This is a genomic window from Pseudonocardia sp. T1-2H, assembly GCF_038039215.1.
Lineage (GTDB): Bacteria > Actinomycetota > Actinomycetes > Mycobacteriales > Pseudonocardiaceae > Pseudonocardia.
In genome coordinates, this window is sequence record NZ_JBBPCL010000001.1 from 5,227,773 (window position 1) to 5,246,620 (window position 18,848).

Genomic DNA, 18,848 nt, shown 5'->3' on the forward strand with positions numbered 1-18,848 from the left:
GCGCAGCGTGACGTTAGCGTGGTGCCGACCTGCACGAGAAGAGCACGACCGGGCCCGCTCCCCCACGGCCCGGGCGAGGACAGGATCACGGTGAGCGAGGAATCGACACGGCGTCCCGGCACGGTGGCCTCAGCGATCGGGTCGGCCTCCCGCCGCGAGGGAGAACGATGAGCTACCTGCTCGGGATCGATCTGGGCGCGAGCCGGACCATCGCGGCCGTCGGCCGGCCGGACCGGCCGGACGCGCCCGAGGTCGTGGCCCTGGGTGAACGGTCGATGGACGCGCCGACGGTGCTGTTCCTCGGCGAGGACGGCACCGTGACGGCCGGTGAGTCCGCCCAGGACCGGGCCGCGGCCGAGCCCGACCGGGCCGTGCGGGAGTTCACCGAGCGCATCGGCAGCCCGGAGCCGATCGTCGTCGCCGGGGTGACCTGGCCGGCCGAGGAGCTCTGCGCGCGGATGGTGCGCTGGGTCGTCAACGAGGTCGCGGAGCAGGAGGGCGGGCCCGCGGACGCCGTCGCGATCGCCCGTCCCGCGTCGTGGACCACCCACCAGCAGGATCTCCTCGCCGGCGCCCTGGGCGGGCACGGCATGGCGGTCACGTTCGTCGGCGGCGTGCAGGCGACGGGCGCGGTGCGCGTCCTGGCCGGCGGCGCCGAGCCCTACGCGCCGACGACCGTGACCCCGGTCTTCGACGAGTCCGGCTACGAACCGCCGCCGGCCTACGAACCGCCGGCCCAGCCCGGGTACGAGCAGCAGTACCCCCCCGCGCCGCGCCCGGACGAGCTGCGCACCAGCCGCCTCGCCGTCCCGCCCCCGGAGGCCTCGCCCGCCTGGGCCCATGCCGGTGAGCAGGAACCTGTCGGGTCGGACGTCGAGTACGCGCCGGAGGAGGAGCGCCGGCCGGCGCTGGGCCGCACGCCCGCGACGATGGTCGGCATCGGTGGTGCGCTCGGCGCGCTGGCGCTGGTGGGGACGATCGTGTTCTGGCCGTCGAACCGGGTGACGAACACCGCGTCCGTGATCACCCCCGCGACGACCACCTCGGCCCCGGCGCCCGCGCCGACGGCCGAGAACGTGGCGCCGTCCGCGGCGGAGGCGCCGGCGCCTCCGCCGCGGACGACGCGGCGAACGCCGGTCGCCCCGACCACGACCACGGAGGTCCTGCCGCCGCCGGTCGAGCCGACGGCGCCCCGGACGACGACGACCACCACCCCGCCGTCGTCGGACGCGCCGCCGCCGACGTCGTCGGAGGCGCCGCCCTCGGAGCCGCCGGACAAGCCACCCGTCCCGTGAGCACGAGAACGCCCCGCCGGAGCCCTCCGGCGGGGCGTTCTCCGCCGGTTTCGCGGATTGCTGTGATCTGCGCCCGAATGGTGGGCTCCGCCACACGACAATGGCGACCCCTCGAATACGACAATGCCCGCCCCGGATGATCCGGGACGGGCATTGTCGGTGTAGCCCCGACGGGATTTGAACCCGCGCTACCGCCTTGAGAGGGCGGCGTCCTAGGCCGCTAGACGACGGGGCCTCGTGGAAGCGCACATCCGAAAACTGTGCGTTTCCGCTGGGGTACCAGGACTCGAACCTAGACTAACTGAACCAGAATCAGTCGTGCTGCCAATTACACCATACCCCAAGGTTTCACTTTCACCGGGGCCCCTGGCTCGGTCGAATCTCTGGTGACCGTAGGCCTTGGCGCCGGGAGCCGGTGTCCGTGTCCTTGCAGAGAAGACTCTAGCTCACCCCTCCAGCGCGTTTCAAACCGGCCCCCAGTCGCGCCACGGAACGCTCCTTGCCCAGCAGTTCCATGGACTCGTAGAGGGGCGGCGAGACGGTCCGGCCGCTGATGGCGACCCGGATCGGGGCGAACGCCTTCCGCGGCTTGAGCCCCAGGCCGTCGACGAGCGTGGCCTTGAGCGAGTCCTCGATCGCGGCCGCCGTCCACTCCGGGAGGGCGTCGAGACCCTTGATCGCAGCCTCCAGGATCGGGGCGGCGTCCGCGCCGAGGTTCTTGGCGGCGGCGTCCTCGTCGAGGGTGAAGTCCGCGCCGTCGACGAAGAGGAAGCGGAGCATCCGGGCGGCGTCGGTGAGGACCACGCTGCGCTCCTGCACGAGCGGCGCGGCCACGGTGAGTATCTCCTGCTGCTCGGGGGTAGCTCGCCCGAGACGACGCCCTCGGCCCGCAGGTACGGGACCACCCGGCGAGCGAACTCGTCGGCCGGGAGCGCCCGCAGGTGCGCGGCGTTGATGGCCTCGGCCTTCTTGAGGTCGAAGCGCGCCGTGTTGGCCGAGACGCGGGTGATGTCGAACGCGGCGACCATCTCGTCGAGGGAGAAGACGTCCCGGTCCTCGGCGATCGACCAGCCGAGCAGGGCGAGGTAGTTCAGCAAGCCCTCCGGGATGAAGCCGCGGTCCCGGTAGTTGAAGAGGTTGGACTGCGGGTCCCGCTTGGAGAGCTTGCGGTTGCCCTCGCCGGTGACGAGCGGGAGGTGCGCGTAGGCCATCGGGCCCTTGCCGATACCGACGCGCTGCAGCGCCTCGAGCAGGGCGATCTGCCGCGGCGTCGAGGAGAGGAGGTCCTCGCCGCGCAGGACGTGCGTGATGTCCATCAGCGCGTCGTCGAGCGGGTTGGTGAACGTGTACAGCGGGGTGCCGTCGCCGCGGGCGAGGACGAAATCCGGGACCTGGCCGGCGCGGAAGGTGACGTCGCCGCGGATCAGGTCCGTGAAGGTGATGTCCCGGTCCGGCATGCGCAGGCGGAACACGGGCTTGCGGCCCTCCGCACGGAAGGCGGCGATCTGCTCGTCGGTGAGGTCGCGGTCCGAGTTGTCGTAGCCGAGCTTGGGGTCGCGGCCGGCGGCCTTGTGCCGGGCCTCGATCTCCTCCGGGGTGGAGTACGACTCGTAGACCTCGCCTGCCTGGACGAGGCGGCCGAGGGCATCCCGGTAGATGTCGTGCCGCTCGCTCTGCCGGTAGGGGCCGTGCGGGCCGCCGACCTCGGGGCCCTCGTCCCAGTCGAGCCCGAGCCACCGCAGGGCGTCGAGCAACGCCTCGTAGGACTCGACGCTGTCCCGGGAGGCGTCGGTGTCCTCGATCCGGAAGACGAGCACACCCCCCGTATGACGGGCGTGGGCCCAGTTGAAGAGGGCGGTGCGGATCAACCCCACGTGGGGCGTCCCGGTGGGCGAGGGACAGAAGCGGACACGCACGGGATCGGCGGAGGCATTCATGGTTTCGCCAGGGTAGCCCTGGCCGCTCCGCGCCTATCGGAGTATATTTCAACGCATGATGAATAACGAGCGCACCTCCGTCGCCGTCGCCGGTGGTGGTCCCGCAGGGATGGTGCTCGGGCTACTGCTGGCCCGCGCGGGCGTCGAGGTCACCGTGCTGGAGAAGCACGCGGACTTCCTGCGGGACTTCCGGGGCGACACCGTGCACCCGTCCACCCTCACGCTGCTCGACGAGCTCGGCCTGGGTGAGCGGTTCGCCGCGCTCCCCCAGCGGCGGGTGCAGCAGCTGCGGGGCGTGCTCGACGGCGGCACGGTCACGATCGCGGACTTCACCCGGCTGCCCGGCGCGCACCCGCACCTCGCGCTCGTCCCGCAGTGGGACTTCCTGGACCTGCTCGCCGAGGCTGCGGAGGCGGAGCCGACATTCACGCTGATCCGCAACGCCGAGGTCACCGGGGTGCTGCGAGCCGGAGGCAAGGTCACCGGCGTCCGCTGGACGGACCGGGTGGGCGGCGAGGAACACGAGCTGTCCGCGGCGCTGACCGTCGGCTGCGACGGGCGGGGCTCCACGCTGCGCGCCGCGGCAGGGCTGCGGAGCCGGGCCTTCGGCGTTCCGATGGACGTCTGGTGGTTCCGGCTGCCCCGGCACACGGAAGACGTCGAGGGCGGGGTCGGGCGCTTCTCCACCGGCCACTTCGCCGTCATGATCGATCGCGGGGACTACTGGCAGTGCGCCTATCTCATCCGCAAGGGCAGCGACGCCGAGCTGCGCGCCGCCGGGATCGCGACCCTGCGGAACCGGTTCGCGCGGCTCGTCCCGTGGATGGCGGACCGGGTGGGAACGCTCGAGTCCTTCGACCAGGTCCAGCTGCTCGACGTCCGGCTCGACCGGCTACGCCGCTGGTCGACCGACGGGCTGCTGCTGATCGGGGACGCCGCGCACGCGATGTCACCCGTGGGCGGCGTCGGCATCAACCTCGCCGTCGCGGACGCGGTGGCCACCGCCCGGCTGCTGGGGCCGGCCCTGCGCTCGTCCGGCTCGGTCACCCCCGCGGACTCCGGCGCGTGCAGGCCCGCCGGCTGTGGCCGACGGTGGTGCTCCAGTCCCTGCAGCGCGTGGCACACAAGGTGATCCTGGGCCGCGCCCTCGGCTTCGACCCCGACGCCGAGCACACGTCGGCGACGTCGCTCCCGCTGCCCGCGCGGCTGCTGGAGCGCTTCCCGGCGCTCCGCGGAATCCCGGCGCGGCTGGTGGGCATCGGCCCGCTCCCGGAACACGCTCCGGAGTGGGCGCGGCGGCCCCGCACCCTGCACGCCCACCGCTGACGCGGACGGGCGTGCGGCGGTCAGGTGGCGTGGCGCGGGGACGGGCGAGCGGTCCGCTCCGCCATCGGCACCGGGGACGGCCTGGGGACCGACGACTCGAGGGTGGAGGCGGCCGTGTCCGCGGCGTGGGACGGGCCCCCCGACGGGGCCTGCCGCGGGTGCGGCACCGGGACCTGCCGCGGCGCGGGCAGCGCGTCCGCGAGCAGCTGGCGCGTCGCGTCGAGCTGCTGGCCCAGCTGCCGGCGCAGGGCGTGCAGGCTCTCGACCTCGGCCCGGGCCTCCTCGACCATCCGACGGGCCGTCTCCTCGGCCTCGGCCACCCGGGCCGCACCCTGGGCGTCGGCGCGGTCGAGCACCTGCTGCGCGACGCGCGTCGCCTCGACCTGCATCGCGGTGATCTGGGCCAGCGCCTCGCGGCACCGGGCCGCGAGCGTGGCGCGGAACTCCTCGTCCGCGGCGGCCCGCCGGACCGCCGCCGCCTCGTCCAGCCGGGCCTGCTCCTCGGCGGCCTCGTGGCGCAGCCGGTCGGCGTCCTGCTGGGTGAACGGGGAGCGCCGGGAGAGGTCCGTGTCCGGGCCGAGCCCGACCCCGTCGGCCGAGAGGGCCGCCTGCGCGTCGAAGCCTTCGCCGACCTCGGCGATCTGCGCGGCCACCGCGTCCCGCACCCCGCTGAACTGGTGCTGCGCGAGCCTCAGCACCACCTGGACCCGCTCGCTCATGCTCTCGACGGTGTCCACCGGCCCGGCCATCAGCCGGAGCTCGCCGCGCAGCCGCTCGGTCTCGGCGCGCGTCGCGTCGAGCTCGGCGCGGACCGCGTTGCACTCGCGGGTGAGCTGGTCCGCCTGCTTCACCGCGGCCGCCCGGTCCGTCGCGAGGAGACTGACGTCGGTGTCGACCCGGTGCAGGTGCTCGTCGACCTGCTCGGGATCGTATCCGCGACGGACCAGTGCGAAGGACACGGACGAGCCCCGTTCGACTGCGCTCATGCCGATCATGCTAGGGAGACGGTCTCCACGGGCGGTAGTGATCGGCGCAGCGATGCCCCTATCGGGTCGCGACCCGCCGCGGACGAGTGTCGCAGGGGTCCGCGTTGCGTCACCCGCGGTCGCACCGCCGCGGTGGACGGGCCGGCGCCGACCTCCCGTGTCCCACATCGTGGGAAGTCCCCGTCCGGGCCTGTCGTCGGTGATGCACCCCGATCGATGATGAAGCCCCGAGTCGGCGGACACCGACGTCCGCCGACCACCTACCGGAGGTGTTCGTGTCTGTCACCCTGACCGTGCTCTACAACCCACCCGCGGACCCCGCGGCGTTCGACAAGCACTACGACGACGTGCACGCTCCCCTGGCCGCGAAGATCTCCGGCCTGGAGTCGTTCACGCTCGTCCGCCCGGGCCCCGGCCCCGACGGGTCCGCCCCGCAGTACCACCTGATCGCGACCCTGACCTTCCCCTCGCAGGAGGCGATGGCCGAGGCGATGGCCAGCCCGGAGGGCAGGGCCGCCACCGACGACCTGCCGAACTTCGCGATGGCGGGCGCCACGATGCTGGTCGGCGAGCGCACCGTCGTCGTCTGACCGGTTTCACGACGAAGGTCCCTCACCCGCCTCGGGTGAGGGACCTTCGTCGTACGAGGGTCAGGCGTTCGGGTCCGCCTGCTTGCTCACCAGGGCCGCGAGGCGGTCCCCGATGCTCTGGGTGTGGCCCGTGGCCTGGTGGTCCCGCGTCGCGAGGTCGAAGGCCACCGCCGCCTCGATCCGGCGAGCGGCGTCCGGGCGTCCGACGTGGTCCAGGAGCAGCGCGACCGAGAGGATCGCCGCCGTCGGGTCCGCGATGCCCTGGCCCGCGATGTCCGGGGCGGAACCGTGCACCGGCTCGAACATGCTCGGGTTCGCGCCGCTGGCGTCGATGTTGCCGCTCGCCGCGAGCCCGATGCCCCCGGTGACGGCGGCCGCGAGGTCGGTCAGGATGTCCCCGAACAGGTTGTCCGTGACGATCACGTCGAACCGGCCCGGGTCCGTGACCAGGTGGATCGTCGTCGCGTCGACGTGCTGGTAGGCGACGGAGACGTCGGGGTGCTCGAGCGACACCTCCTCGACGATCCGGGACCACAGGGCGCCGGCGAAGGTGAGCACGTTGGTCTTGTGGACCAGCGTGAGGTGCTTGCGCGGGCGCTTCTCGGCGCGGGTGAACGCGTCCCGGACGACCCGCTCGATGCCGAACGCCGTGTTCTGGCTGACCTCGGTGGCGATCTCGTGCGGGGTGTCCTTGCGCAGCAGGCCGCCGGTGCCGACGTACGGCCCCTCGGTGCCCTCGCGCACGACGACCAGGTCGATCTCGGGGTTCCCCGCCAGCGGACCGCGGACCCCGGGGTAGAGCCGCGCGGGACGCAGGTTGACGTGGTGGTCCAGCTCGAACCGCAGGCGCAGCAGCAGGCCGCGCTCGAGGATGCCACTGGGCACCGACGGGTCGCCGACGGCGCCGAGCAGGATCGCGTCGTGCTGCTTGAGCTCGGTGAGCACGGACTCGGGGAGCAGTTCGCCGGTGGAGTGCCAGCGCGCGGCGCCGAGGTCGTAGGTCGTGGTCTCCGCGCCCGGGGAGACCTCGTTGAGGACCTTCAGCGCCTCGTCGATGACCTCCGGCCCGATGCCGTCGCCGGGTATGACCGCAAGGCGCATGCCTGAGCTTCCTCTCTCCAGTTGGCTCACACTTCGGGGGAGCAACGAGACGCTACCCTCTGTGCCGCCGTCCGATGACCAGCGTCCACTCGTTCGAGGTCACCCGGGCGGGTGAACCATGGGCGTCCGGAGGCCGATCCCGGCCCGGACGCCACCCGTCACTACCCCGAGCGGGTCAGATTCTGCGCCCGGGCTATGCGGGCGTCGCGCCCGGGGTCGTCGGCGGCGTGGTCGGGAACACCCGACCGGGTGTCCACCGCATCGACACCTCCCCCTCCGACGACGGGGAACCGAGCGCGACGGCGTGTTCCCCGGCCGGGTTCTGGGTGAGCACGACGAGCAGCGGGGCGTCCGCCGGCGCGGCCAGCGTCGTCCCGTCGTCCGCGGGGCTCAACAGTTGCTCCGCCCCGGGCCCGTCGGCCAGCGGGTCCCACCGCCCGGGCACCTCCGCGACGTCGACGGGCGCGTCCGAGCCCTCCTCGTTCGGCCTGCTGACATCGATCGGCCCGTAGTCCCCCTCGACCCGCACCCGCATCCGCAGCGGCGCCGCCGCCGCGTGCGGGTCGATGCCCAGGGCGGACAGCGACACGGGCAGCACCCAGGTGTCGGTGTCGAACACGTTGGTGTCCGTGACGCCGGTGAACCCGTTGACGGGCCGGGCGTCGAGCTCGGAGAAGCCGCCGCCGGTCATCGGGTGCGCGAGGTCGACGGTGCGGGCGACGAGCACGTCCGTCCCCGCCTCCTTGACCAGCCCGGTCGCGTGGTCCGGCACCCCGTCGCCGTCGACGTCGAACTCGACGCTGGGCACCGTCGTCGCGCCGACGTCCGGGAGCGGGCCCCACATGGACACCGCCACCCCGATCGTGTCCCCGGACCGCGCGACGCCGACGTAGCGCAGGTCCCCGCCGTGCCCGGTCTCGTTCGCGACGCACTCGGTGATCCGCTGCGCGTCGCAGAGCGGCAGTTCCGGGCTGGTCGCGAGCAGCCGGAACACCCCGGCACGGGAGCGGTAGGCCTGCCTGCCGCTGCCCTGGTCCACCCCGGTGCCGCTCAGCCGGACCCCGTCGTCCTCCGCCGTCGCGGTGAGGGACGAGACCGGTTTCGGTGCCGAGGTGACGGGCACCCGCAGCGTCGGCGAGCCGTCCGTCGGGACCAGGGTGACCAGGCCCGACGCGTCGGCGAGGTACTGCCGCGCCTGGCCGTCCTGGGTGAGTTCCAGGGTGGGGTCCGGCGTCCGGCGCAGGGCTTGCGGGTCGACGGTCAGCCGGACGTCGACCGTCTCGTCGAGGCCGGGCAGCACCCGGATCCGCGACGGCGAAGCCTCGATCGTCACGCCCGGCATCGTGGTGATCGCCTTGAAATCGACGTCCAGCGCGGCCGGGGTGTCGCCGGTGTTGCGGACGCTGATCCGTGCCCGGCGTTCCAGCGGCTCCCCGGGCGGGGCCTCGACCGCGCCGAACGCGACGCCGACGGCCCCCGGGTCGGTCGCGTTCCCGGCGAGCAGGGTGGTGCGGACGGCCGCCGCCGCGTCGACCCGGCCCGCGCCGACCCGCATCGGCGCGAACACCGGGCCCGCGTGGTTCTCACCGGCGTGGACGTCGCCGTCCGCGGTGTCGACGATCGCGGCCTTGATCTCCTGCGGCGTCCAGTCCGGGTGGGCCTGCCGGACCAGCGCCGCGACGCCGGCGACGAACGGGGACGCCATCGACGTTCCGGTCTTGCTCGCCCGCCCGGAGCCGGTGCCGACGGCCGCGGACACGATCGACTGGCCGGGCGCCGCGACGTCCGGCTTCACGCCCGGGCCCCGGCCGCCGCGCGCCGAGCTCTCGCTGATCGTGTCCTCGATCGACGGCGCGCTCACGTAGCGCATCCCGGCGAGCGTGCCGTCGAGGTGCAGGCGCAGCGTGCCGGCGTCGAGGGCGGAGCGCAGGGCGCCCGTCGAGCCGGCGTCGAGCTGGAACATCGGCAGGTCCTTCGTGCCGCCGATCTGCGTCGACCCGAAGTCCGCCTGGGCCGAGGTGAGCACCGCGCCGACGGCGCCCGCCGCGGAGGCCTCCTCCGCCCGCTGGACGGAGCCGCAGGGGCGGGCCGAGTCGGCGTCCGGCCAGTCCAGCCAGACGATGTTGCCGGCGGCGCGGGCGGCGTCCGCGGCGGAGTAGGGCGCGCAGCCCTGGGCGTTGGCCGCGGAGAGCGCCACCACGTCCCCGGTGACGTCCGGGACGCGCGCGAAGTTCACGCTGTACTGCCCCGAGACGGTCCGGGCCTCGGGCGCGAGCTGCTCGGCGCCGTCGAGGAGGACGCCGGCGTCCCGCACGTTGCCGACCGCCAGGACGTCCGGGCTGTTGGAGGGGGCGGTCCCGGCGTCGAACACGTCGCCCGCGTTGCCGGCGGCCGCGACGACCACGACGCCGTTGTCCACGAGCTTCTGCACGAACTCGTTGACCGGGTCGTCCGGGGCGGCGAAGTCCGAGCCGAGCGAGAGGTTGACGACGTCGAGCCGGTCGTCGAAGTCGCCGTCGCCGTCGGGGTCGAGGGCACGGTCGAGCCCGGCCGGGGTGAGCGCGGTGGAACCCTCGCAGCCGAAGATCCGGATCGCGTAGAGGCTCGCCGCGGGGGCCGAGCCGGGGCCGATCCGCATGCCGTCGAGGGCGTCCGGGGTCAGCGCGCGGTAGTCCCCGGTGAAGGTGGTGCCGTCCGCGTTCTCACCGTAGCCCGCGGCCGTCCCGGCGACGTGGGTGCCGTGGCCGCCGCAGTCCAGCGGGTCGTCGTCCGGGTGCGGGACGGATCTCGCCGGGTCCGAGCTGCTGGAGTCGTAGTCGTCGCCGGCGAGGTCGACACCGCCGACGACCTTCTCGGTGGGGAACGTGCCCCTGCCGGCCCGTGCCGCCTCGTAGGCCTCGACCGTGCCGGGACCGCCGAGGTCCGCGTGGGTGTAGTCGATGCCGGTGTCGATGATCCCGATGCGGACGCCGTCGCCGAGCAGGCCGGTGTCCTGCCAGGTCTGCATCGCGCGGCCGAGCTGCGCCGCGGCGGAGTTGCTCGGGCGGGCGGGGGTGATCCGGCGGACCGAGCGGACGCCGGGTGTGGTGACCAGCCGGCGGACGGTCGCGGGGTCCGCCCGGACGGCGACGCCGGGGACGGCGTTGCTGGTCCGGTAGAGGCTCGCGCTCCCCCTCCGCTCCGCGCAGGGAACCCAGGATCCGGTTCACCGCGGCGTCGATGCGCGTGCGGGCGTCCGCGGCGGCGCGGCGGGCGATGTCCCGGCCCCGCGGGAGGGCGGAGCTGTAGTCGGCGAAGGCCGAGGTGTCGTCGAACTCGACGAACACGGCGTCGGTGCCCGGGCGGGGCGCCGCTTCCGCGGGGGCTGCTCCGAACGTGACGAGGGTGGCGGTGAGGCCGAGGCCCACGATCACCCTGGGCCAGCGCGACGGCCTCACCCGGCATCCCCCTTCACCGGACCGGCGGACGCGGGACGGCGAAGGTGAACCTAGGGCGACTGAGCGTCAGTGATCGACATCCGAGCGTGAGGCGCACCGGATCGGGGGTGGGATCTCACGCGGGCGGGTGGGCGGGGTTGCGCTCTCCCCTCCCGGGCACGAGCGAACGGCACTCTCGCTCACGAGGTATGAGCGAGAGTGCCGAACGCGGAAGATCCACCAGGCGCGGTCAGTCGTCGAACGAGATCAGGCGGGTGGTCCTGGCCCCCACCGACGCGCCGATCGGGCCCAGCACACCCGGGTCGATGGCGCGGTCCACGCGGAGCAGCATGATCGCGTCCGTGCCGTCGGTGGTCTGACTGATCTGCGCGGCCTCGATGTTCACCGCGGCCTCGCCCAGCAGCGAGCCGACGCGGCCCATGACGCCGGGCCGGTCCTCGTACTCGAGCAGCAGGACCTCGCCCTCGGCGCGCAGGTCGAAGTGGCGGCCGTTGACCTCGACGAGCTTCTCGGTCTGCGCGCGCCCGGTGAGGGTGCCGGACACGGTGATCGACTCGCCGTCGGGCATCGCGGCGCGCAGCTGCACGACCGAGCGGTGGTTCTCGCTCTCCGGCGCGGTGGTGAGCTCGACGGCGACGCCCCGCTCGGCGGCGAGCGCCGGGACGTTGACGAACGTGACCTGGTCCTCGACGACGTGGGTGAACACCCCGCGCAGCGCGGCCAGGGAGAGCACCGAGACGTCGTCCGACGCCAGCTCACCGGCGACGTCGACGGTCACCGACGTGGGCAGCCGGCCGGCGACGGCGTAGAGCACCGTGCCGAGCTTCTGCACCAGCGGCAGCCACGGCCGGACCTCCTCGCCGACCGAGCCGTTGATCTGCACGTTCACCGCGTCCGGCACGAACTCGCCGGCCAGGGCGAGCTGCACGGACCGGGCGACGTCCGTGCCCGCGCGGTCCTGCGCCTCGTCCGTGGACGCGCCGAGGTGCGGGGTGACGGTGATGTTCTCCAGCTCGAACATGGGGCTGGAGGTGGTGGGCTCCTTGACGTAGACGTCGATGCCGGCGCCGCCCACGTGCCCGGAGCGCACGGCCTCGGCAAGCGCGTCCTCGTCGATCAGGCCGCCGCGCGCGGCGTTGACGATCAGCACGCCCGGCTTGGTGAGGGCGAGCTGGTCCTTGCCGATCAGACCGAGGGTCTCCGGCGTCTTCGGCAGGTGGATCGAGATCGCGTCGGCGCGGCGCAGCAGGTCGTCCAGGCTCATCAGCTCGATGCCGAGCTGGGCGGCGCGGGCCGGCGCGACGTAGGGGTCGTACGCGATCAGCTCGACGCCGAAGGCCGCCAGCCGCTGCGCGACGAGCTGGCCGATCTTGCCGAGGCCGACGATGCCGACGGTCTTGCCGTTCAGCTCGACGCCGCTGTAGCTGCTGCGCTTCCACTGGCCCTGACGCAGGCTCGCGTCCGCGGCCGGGATGTGCCGGGCGGTGGCGAGCAGCAGCGCGACGGCGTGCTCGGCGGCGGAGACGATGTTCGACGTCGGCGCGTTGACGACCATCACACCGTGCGCCGTCGCGGCCGGCACGTCGACGTTGTCGAGGCCGACACCCGCGCGGGCGACGATCTTCAGCCGGGTGGAGGCGGCGAGGGCCTCGGCGTCGACCTTGGTGGCCGAGCGCACGAGCAGCGCGTCGGCGTCGGCGATGGCGGTTAGCAGGGCGGTGCGGTCCGTCCCGTCGACGTGGCGGATCTCGACGTCGGATCCCAGGAGCTCCACCGCGGAGGGCGCGAGCTTCTCGGCCAGGAGGACGACAGGACGGCTCGGACTGGTGACGGTGCTCACGGTGCTGCGATGCTCCCCGGATCGGGACGTGCGTGTGGACGGCGGACGCAGCGATTCTAGGTCTCCGACGCCGCGGCGCCTCCCCCGCCGTGGGGGATCGACACCGCGCATTCGTCACGGCCGGATGAACCGAGCGGCGCAACGGGCTTCGTCCCCGTCACCACGGCCGCCGCGACCCACGGCCCGCCGTACCAGAACCGCGGGCCGAGCCCACGCCGACGCAGGCCCGTGACACCGTGCTCGGCCAGCACGGACTCGTAGTCGTGGACGTGCCGGAAGTCGACGAGCGCGAGGCGGCCCCCGGGACGGAGCACCCGCACGGCCTCGGCGACGGCCGCCGCCCTGCCCTCGGCGGACGGGATGGTGTGGATCGCGAGGCTGGACACGACGACGTCGAACTCGCCGTCGGCGAAGGGCATCGCGGACATGTCGCCGGTGCAGAGATCCACCCGATCGGATACGCCCTCGGCGACGGCATTCGCGCGTGTCGCGTCCACCGAGCCGGGCCGGTCGGTCCCGGCCCACAGGTCCAGGCCGACCGCGCGGCCCGACCGCAGCCGGCCGGCGACGAGCAGGAGCACCGCGCCCCGGCCGCACCCCATGTCCAGCACGCGGTCGCTGCCGCGCAGCCACAGCCCCTCGATGATCTTCGCCCAGACGGCGTACCTCCCGCGCAGGGTCGTGAACAGGTAGGACGCGGCCGACGCCAGCAGGTACCCGCCGACGACCAGCTCCCAGACGAGCGCCGCGAGGGGCCATCCGGCGGAGGCCCCGCCCGCCAGGAGGGTGACGAGGGCCAGGACCAGCAGGGCGAGCCCGAGGCCGCCCAGCAGGGCCGGCACGAAGGGCGCGTCGACCCCGTACCGCCCGTGTCGCCTGCCGGCCATGCGCCCTCCTCCCCCGGAAGGTGCAGCCTGCCCCGAGCCGGCCCGGTGCGCCAGCGGGCCTCGCTCAGGCCGCGGCGAGCCCGGTCTGCTCGGCCAGCAGCTCGAAGGAACGGAACCAGCCCGCGCGGTCCACCACCGGGCACATCACGATCAGCTCATCCGCGTCCGCGCGCGCCGCGAAGTCCTCCAGGTAGCGGGTGACGACGTCCGGTGTTCCGGCCGCGGTGAAGCGCGTCATGGAGCGGACCTGCTCGCCGGCCGGCATGTCGAGGACCGCGTCGGCCTCGTCGTCGGTCAGCGTGCGCTCACCGGCGCGCAGGAACTGCTTGACCCGGGTGCGCTGGACGGCCCGCAGCCGCCGGGCCGCCTCGTCCGCGGAGTCCGCGGCGACGACGTTCACCCCGGCCATCACGTGCGGCGCGCCGAGCTGCGCCGACGGCCGGAACTCGCGCCGGTACACCGCCACGGCCTGCTCCAGCGCGTCCGGGGCGAAGTGCGAGGCGAAGACGTACGGCAGCCCGAGGACGGCGGCGACCTGCGCCCCGTACAGCGACGAGCCCAGGATCGACAGCGGCACCTCGGTGCCCTGGCCGGGGAACGCCTCCACGCCCGGCACGAGGCTCTCCTCCGACAGGAAGCCCTGCAGCTCCTGGACGTCCTGCGGGAACCGGTCCGAGGCCCGGGGGTCCCGGCGCAGCGCCGCGAACGTCTGCTGGTCCGTGCCCGGGGCGCGGCCGAGGCCCAGCTCGATGCGGCCGGGGTGCAGCGTCGCGAGGGTCCCGAACTGCTCGGCGACCTGCAACGGCGAGTGGTTCGGCAGCATCACGCCGCCCGCGCCGAGCGTGATCCGCTCGGTGTTCGCCGCGACGTGCCCGATCAGCACGCTCGTCGCCGACGACGCGATGGAGCGCATGTTGTGGTGCTCGGCGTACCAGATCCGGCGGAAGCCCCAGCCCTCGGCGCGCTGCGCCAGGCTGACGCTCGCCTCCAGCCCCTCCTTGATCGTCTCGCCCTTCCCGACGGAGGCGAGATCGAGTACGGACAGCGGCAGGGGCAAGGACACGACAGGAACCTCCGGGGAGACGACTACTAACGAGGACAACGCCGCGGCGCCGCCCCGTCTTCCGCCCCCGGACGCACGAACGGCACCCTCGTGCGGACCCACCGCACGAGAGTGCCGTTCTGAGGACCCCTACGGGGTCACTTGGCCTTCTCGCCCACCCAGCTCATGAGGCCGCGGAGCTTCTCGCCCGTCTCCTCGATGGGGTGCTCGGCACCCTCCTTCTGGAGGCGGGTGAAGTTCGGGCGGCCGTTCTCGTCCTCGCCCACCCACTCGCGCGCGAACGTGCCGTCCTGGATCTCGCCCAGGATCTTCTTCATCTCCTCCTTGACCGCGGGCGTGATGACGCGCGGGCCGCGGGTGAGGTCGCCGTACTCGGCGGTGTCGGAGATGGAGAAGCGCTCGTTGGCGATGCCGCCCTCGTACATGAGGTCGACGATCAGCTTGAGCTCGTGCAGGCACTCGAAGTACGCGATCTCGGGGGCGTAGCCCGCCTCGGTCAGCACCTCGAAACCGGTCTGGACCAGCGCCGCGGCACCGCCGCAGAGGACGGCCTGCTCACCGAACAGGTCCGTCTCGGTCTCCTCCTTGAAGGTGGTCTCGATGACGCCCGCGCGGGCGCCGCCGATCCCGGCCGCGTAGGAGAGGGCCAGCGCCTTGGCGTTGCCGGTGTAGTCCTGCTCGACCGCGATGAGCGCCGGGACGCCCTTGCCGTCGACGAACTGGCGGCGGACCAGGTGGCCCGGGCCCTTCGGGGCGACCATGGCCACGTCGACGTCCGCCGGCGGCTTGATCAGGTCGTAGCGGATGTTGAAGCCGTGGCCGAAGAAGATCGCGTCGCCGCTCTTGAGGTTCGGCGCGATGTCCTCGGCGTAGATGAAGCGCTGCTTGGTGTCCGGCGCCAGGATCATGATCACGTCGGCCCACGCGGAGGCCTCGGCCGGCGTGAGCACCTCCAGGCCCTCGTCCTGCGCCTTCTGGCGGCTCTTCGAGCCCTCGGGCAGGCCGATGCGCACGTCGACACCGGAGTCACGCAGCGACAGCGAGTGCGCGTGGCCCTGGCTGCCGTAGCCGATCACGGCGACCTTGCGGCCCTGGATGATCGACAGGTCGGCGTCGTCGTCGTAGTAGATGTTCACGCTCATGACGGGTGGGGATTCCTCTCAGCGGATCTTGGAATGGGGTCTAGCGGACGGCGCTGGCCGTGATCGAACGGGGACCGCGGCCGACGGCCACCATCCCGGACTGCACCATCTCGCGGATCCCGTAGGGCTCGAGCATGCGCAGCAGCGCGTTGAGCTTGTCCATCGTGCCTGTCGCCTCGATGGTCAGCGCCTCGGGTGCCACGTCGACCACCTTCGCGCGGAAGAGCTGCGCGGCCTCGAGCACCTGGCTGCGCACGCCGGCGTCGGCCCGCACCTTGACGAGCAGCAGCTCGCGCTGCACGGAGGCGGCGGGCTCCAGCTCGACGATCTTGATGACGTTGACCAGCTTGTTGAGCTGCTTGGTCACCTGCTCGAGCGGGAAGTCGTCGACGGAGACCACGATCGTCATCCGGGAGACGCCCGGCTGCTCGGTCTGCCCGACGGCGAGGGAGATGATGTTGAAGCTGCGCCGGGAGAACAGGCCCGAGACCCGGGCCAGGACGCCGGGCTTGTCCTCGACGAGGACGGAGAGCGTGTGCGTTTCCATCAGTCTTCCGCCCCGTCGTGCAGCGCCTGCTCGGTCACCGCGGACACCTCGTCGACGCCGGCCGAGCAGCCATCGCCCTCGAACAGCGGCCGGATGCCCCGCGCGGCCATGACCTCGTCGTTACCCGTGCCGGCGGCGACCATCGGCCACACCTGCGCGTCCGCCCCGACCGTGAAGTCGATGACGACCGGCTGGTCGTTGATCTCCATGGCCTGGGTGATCACGCGGTCCACGTCGTCCTTGGACTCCGCGCGCAGCCCGACGCAGCCCATGGCCTCGGCGAGCAGCTTGAAGTCCGGGATCCGGTGCTTGTGCGTGCCGAGGTCCGTGCTCGAGTAGCGCTGCTCGTAGAACAGCGTCTGCCACTGCCGGACCATCCCCAGGTTGCCGTTGTTGATCACAGCCACCTTGATCGGGATGCCCTCGATCGCGCAGGTGGCGAGCTCCTGGTTGGTCATCTGGAAGCAGCCGTCGCCGTCGATCGCCCAGACGACCGCGTCCGGCAGGCCGGTCTTCGCGCCCATCGCGGCCGGGACGGCGTAGCCCATCGTCCCGAGGCCGCCGGAGTTCAGCCAGGTCCGCGGCTTCTCGTACTTGACGAACTGCGCGGCCCACATCTGGTGCTGCCCGACCCCCGCGGCGTAGAGCGCGTCCGGGCCGGCGATGGCGCCGATCCGCTCGATGACGTACTGCGGGGACAACGAGCCGTCGTCCGGCCAGTCGTAGCCGAGCGGGAAGGTCTCGCGCCAGCTGTCGAGCTGGGCCCACCAGGCGGTCAGGTCCGCGGCGCCGTGGGTGTCGCGTTCGGCACGCACGGCGTCGATCAGCTCGACGAGGACCTCCTTGCAGTCGCCCACGATCGGGACGTCCGCACGGCGGTTCTTGCTGATCTCGGCCGGGTCGATGTCCGCGTGCACGATCTTCGCGCCGGGCGCGAAGGTCGAGAGCTGGCCGGTGACCCGGTCGTCGAAGCGGGCGCCGAGGGTGATCAGCAGGTCCGAGCGCTGCATCGCCCCGACCGCGGACACCGTGCCGTGCATGCCGGGCATGCCGACGTGCTGGCGGTGGCTGTCCGGGAAGGCCCCGCGCGCCATCAGGGTGGTGACGACCGGGATGTTCGTGAGCTCGGCGATCTCCATCAGCTCGGCCGTGGCCTCGGCCTTGAGCACCCCGCCGCCGACGTAGAGCACCGGACGGCGGGCGGCGGCGATCAGCTTCGCGGCCTCGCGGATCTGCTTCCCGTGCGGCCGGGTCGTCGGCCGGTATCCGGGGAGCTTCAGCTCGGGCGGCCAGGTGAAGGTGGTCCGGGCCTGCAGCGCGTCCTTGGAGATGTCCACCAGCACCGGGCCGGGTCGGCCCGTGGCGGCCAGGTGGAACGCCTCGGCGATCGCCCGCGGGATCTCCGCGGCGTCGGTCACCAGCATGTTGTGCTTCGTCACCGGCATGGTGATGCCCGTGATGTCGGCCTCCTGGAACGCGTCCGTGCCGATCAGCGGCCGGGCGACCTGCCCGGTGATCGCGACGATCGGGACGGAGTCCATGTGCGCGTCGGCGAGCGGGGTGATCAGGTTCGTCGCGCCGGGTCCGGAGGTCGCCATGCAGACGCCCACCCGTCCCGTGGCCTGCGCGTACCCGGTCGCCGCGTGGCCCGCGCCCTGCTCGTGCCGGACGAGGACGTGGCGCACCTTCGTCGAGTCCAGCAGTGGGTCGTAGGCCGGGAGGATCGCGCCGCCCGGGATGCCGAACACGGTGTCGCAGCCGATCGACTCCAGCGCGCGGACCAGCGACTGCGCGCCGGTCATGGGCTCGGCGTCGACGCGCGGACCGGGCGGGGTGCCGTTCTGCTCCGGCGCGGAACGCTGCACGGGAGCGCCCGGCGCGGGTACTCCGGCGCGGCCCGGCGGCGGTGCCGGTTTCGGTCCCGGCGGGCCGGGACGGGGCGTGGCGGTGGTCATCTGGGCTCTGCCTCGCTGGAGATCGATGGGCTGAGATCTGGTGCCGGACATGAAAAAACCCCCGCCGCCTGAACAGGCGTTGCGAGGGTGCGCGTCGTCGACCGAGTACTCGAAGCTACTCAGGCGGTGACGCGCCTGGGAAGTACGAGAATTCGGATCGCGGACATGCCGAGGACGCTAGCACGCTTCGGCGGCGCGGCGACAACCGGCTGGGACGGTCGTCCCGGATCGTGGGAGGCGTCACGCACCCCGGGCCGGTGCGCCCGGGGCGTGGCGCGGTGCGACGATGGGGCCGTGAGCAGTGCCGACGAGCCGAAGGACAGCACCCCGGAGCAGCCCGCGCCGCAGCAGCTCGTGTTCCAGCCCTCCCGGCTCACGATCCTCGCGGTGGTGGCGTTCTGCGTCTTCGCCGTCCCGTTCGCCTTTGGCGCCCCGTGGCTCTGGCTCGTCTACCTGCTGCCCGTCGCGCTCGTCGTGTGGATCGTCCGCGTCCGCACCACGGTGGACCCGGAGTCCGTCACCGTTCGGCGGGTGCTCGGAGGCAGGCGCGTACGGTGGGACGCGATCAGTTCGCTGCGACTGGGCAAGAAATCCCGGGTCAGCGCGATCCTGAACGACGGCGAGGAGTTACCGCTGCCCGCCGTCCGGGTCCGAGACCTTCCCGTGCTCGCCGTCGTCAGCGGCGGGCGGTTCACCTTCCCGACCGACGAGTGACCCCGGGGCGTCCCCAGAACGACCGAGG

At 73.1% G+C, this 18,848-nt stretch carries 14 protein-coding genes, 2 tRNA genes and 1 pseudogene; 5 read left to right on the plus strand and 12 right to left on the minus strand.

Going from position 1 to position 18,848, the window contains the following annotated elements:
- The first annotated feature begins 167 nt into the window (after positions 1-167).
- Positions 168-1,295, plus strand: coding sequence for a hypothetical protein (locus tag WBK50_RS25760; RefSeq protein ID WP_341338078.1), 1,128 nt, complete (start codon positions 168-170; stop codon positions 1,293-1,295).
- 162 nt (positions 1,296-1,457) lie between these two features.
- On the opposite strand, the gene WBK50_RS25765 is transcribed toward WBK50_RS25760, so the two are convergent.
- The 3 genes and pseudogenes from WBK50_RS25765 to gltX all read right to left on the minus strand — a co-directional run bounded on the left by WBK50_RS25765 (position 1,458) and on the right by gltX (position 3,232).
- A tRNA-Glu gene (locus WBK50_RS25765) sits at positions 1,458-1,530 on the minus strand.
- Positions 1,531-1,566: 36 nt separating this feature from the next.
- A tRNA-Gln gene (locus WBK50_RS25770) sits at positions 1,567-1,638 on the minus strand.
- A gap of 98 nt (positions 1,639-1,736) precedes the next feature.
- Positions 1,737-3,232 (minus strand): annotated as a pseudogene (gene gltX, locus WBK50_RS25775) (glutamate--tRNA ligase).
- Between the two features lie 55 nt (positions 3,233-3,287).
- Between gltX and WBK50_RS25780 the strand changes: the two are divergent.
- Positions 3,288-4,364, plus strand: coding sequence for an FAD-dependent oxidoreductase (locus tag WBK50_RS25780; protein WP_341338079.1), 1,077 nt, complete (start codon positions 3,288-3,290; stop codon positions 4,362-4,364).
- A complete protein-coding gene (locus WBK50_RS25785) occupies positions 4,349-4,558 on the plus strand; it encodes a hypothetical protein (RefSeq protein WP_341338080.1) in 210 nt (69 codons plus the stop codon). The genes WBK50_RS25780 and WBK50_RS25785 overlap by 16 nt, the downstream gene beginning before the upstream one ends.
- 20 nt (positions 4,559-4,578) lie before the next feature.
- Here WBK50_RS25785 and WBK50_RS25790 read toward each other — a convergent pair whose 3' ends face one another.
- Complete coding sequence (locus WBK50_RS25790) at positions 4,579-5,544, minus strand: DivIVA domain-containing protein (RefSeq protein ID WP_341338081.1); 966 nt, start codon at positions 5,542-5,544, stop codon at positions 4,579-4,581.
- Positions 5,545-5,819: 275 nt separating this feature from the next.
- Here WBK50_RS25790 and WBK50_RS25795 point away from each other — a divergent pair, with 275 nt between their 5' ends.
- Entirely contained in the window at positions 5,820-6,134 is a 315-nt protein-coding gene (locus tag WBK50_RS25795; protein WP_341338082.1) for an EthD family reductase, read from the plus strand.
- Between the two features lie 60 nt (positions 6,135-6,194).
- On the opposite strand, the gene WBK50_RS25800 is transcribed toward WBK50_RS25795, so the two are convergent.
- The 8 genes from WBK50_RS25800 to WBK50_RS25835 form a co-directional block, all read right to left on the minus strand.
- Positions 6,195-7,235, minus strand: a complete 1,041-nt coding sequence (locus WBK50_RS25800; protein ID WP_341338083.1) for a 3-isopropylmalate dehydrogenase — start codon at positions 7,233-7,235, stop codon at positions 6,195-6,197.
- 193 nt (positions 7,236-7,428) lie between these two features.
- Positions 7,429-10,242 carry a S8 family peptidase gene (locus tag WBK50_RS25805; RefSeq protein WP_341338084.1) on the minus strand — a complete coding sequence of 938 codons (2,814 nt, stop codon included), beginning with the start codon at positions 10,240-10,242 and terminating at the stop codon, positions 7,429-7,431.
- 659 nt (positions 10,243-10,901) lie between these two features.
- Positions 10,902-12,512 (minus strand): phosphoglycerate dehydrogenase, encoded by a 1,611-nt coding sequence (gene serA / locus WBK50_RS25810; protein ID WP_341338085.1) that lies wholly within the window; start codon positions 12,510-12,512, stop codon positions 10,902-10,904.
- A 56-nt stretch (positions 12,513-12,568) separates the two neighbouring features.
- Positions 12,569-13,399, minus strand: coding sequence for a class I SAM-dependent methyltransferase (locus tag WBK50_RS25815; protein WP_341338086.1), 831 nt, complete (start codon positions 13,397-13,399; stop codon positions 12,569-12,571).
- A 64-nt stretch (positions 13,400-13,463) separates the two neighbouring features.
- The gene (locus WBK50_RS25820; protein ID WP_445942304.1) at positions 13,464-14,462 is read right to left on the minus strand and encodes an LLM class flavin-dependent oxidoreductase; all 999 of its coding nucleotides are present in this window, start codon (positions 14,460-14,462) and stop codon (positions 13,464-13,466) included.
- A 137-nt stretch (positions 14,463-14,599) separates the two neighbouring features.
- The gene (gene ilvC, locus WBK50_RS25825; RefSeq protein ID WP_341338087.1) at positions 14,600-15,604 is read right to left on the minus strand and encodes a ketol-acid reductoisomerase; all 1,005 of its coding nucleotides are present in this window, start codon (positions 15,602-15,604) and stop codon (positions 14,600-14,602) included.
- A 40-nt stretch (positions 15,605-15,644) separates the two neighbouring features.
- A complete protein-coding gene (gene ilvN / locus WBK50_RS25830) occupies positions 15,645-16,151 on the minus strand; it encodes an acetolactate synthase small subunit (RefSeq protein ID WP_341338088.1) in 507 nt (168 codons plus the stop codon).
- The gene (locus tag WBK50_RS25835; RefSeq protein WP_341338089.1) at positions 16,151-18,106 is read right to left on the minus strand and encodes an acetolactate synthase large subunit; all 1,956 of its coding nucleotides are present in this window, start codon (positions 18,104-18,106) and stop codon (positions 16,151-16,153) included. Before WBK50_RS25835 ends, ilvN begins: the two co-directional genes overlap by 1 nt.
- Positions 18,107-18,400: 294 nt before the next feature.
- Here WBK50_RS25835 and WBK50_RS25840 point away from each other — a divergent pair, with 294 nt between their 5' ends.
- Positions 18,401-18,820 carry a PH domain-containing protein gene (locus tag WBK50_RS25840; protein WP_341338090.1) on the plus strand — a complete coding sequence of 140 codons (420 nt, stop codon included), beginning with the start codon at positions 18,401-18,403 and terminating at the stop codon, positions 18,818-18,820.
- Positions 18,821-18,848: the final 28 nt, after the last annotated feature.

Coding starts and splice junctions, on each gene's coding strand:
- WBK50_RS25760 (WP_341338078.1), top strand. CDS start 168: ATGAGCTACCTGCTCGGGATCGATCTGGGCGCGAGCCGGACCATCGCG.
- WBK50_RS25780 (WP_341338079.1), top strand. CDS start 3,288: ATGATGAATAACGAGCGCACCTCCGTCGCCGTCGCCGGTGGTGGTCCC.
- WBK50_RS25790 (WP_341338081.1), bottom strand. CDS start 5,544: ATGAGCGCAGTCGAACGGGGCTCGTCCGTGTCCTTCGCACTGGTCCGT.
- WBK50_RS25800 (WP_341338083.1), bottom strand. CDS start 7,235: ATGCGCCTTGCGGTCATACCCGGCGACGGCATCGGGCCGGAGGTCATC.
- WBK50_RS25805 (WP_341338084.1), bottom strand. CDS start 10,242: ATGCAGACCTGGCAGGACACCGGCCTGCTCGGCGACGGCGTCCGCATC.
- WBK50_RS25815 (WP_341338086.1), bottom strand. CDS start 13,399: ATGGCCGGCAGGCGACACGGGCGGTACGGGGTCGACGCGCCCTTCGTG.
- ilvC (WP_341338087.1), bottom strand. CDS start 15,604: ATGAGCGTGAACATCTACTACGACGACGACGCCGACCTGTCGATCATC.
- ilvN (WP_341338088.1), bottom strand. CDS start 16,151: ATGGAAACGCACACGCTCTCCGTCCTCGTCGAGGACAAGCCCGGCGTC.
- WBK50_RS25835 (WP_341338089.1), bottom strand. CDS start 18,106: ATGACCACCGCCACGCCCCGTCCCGGCCCGCCGGGACCGAAACCGGCA.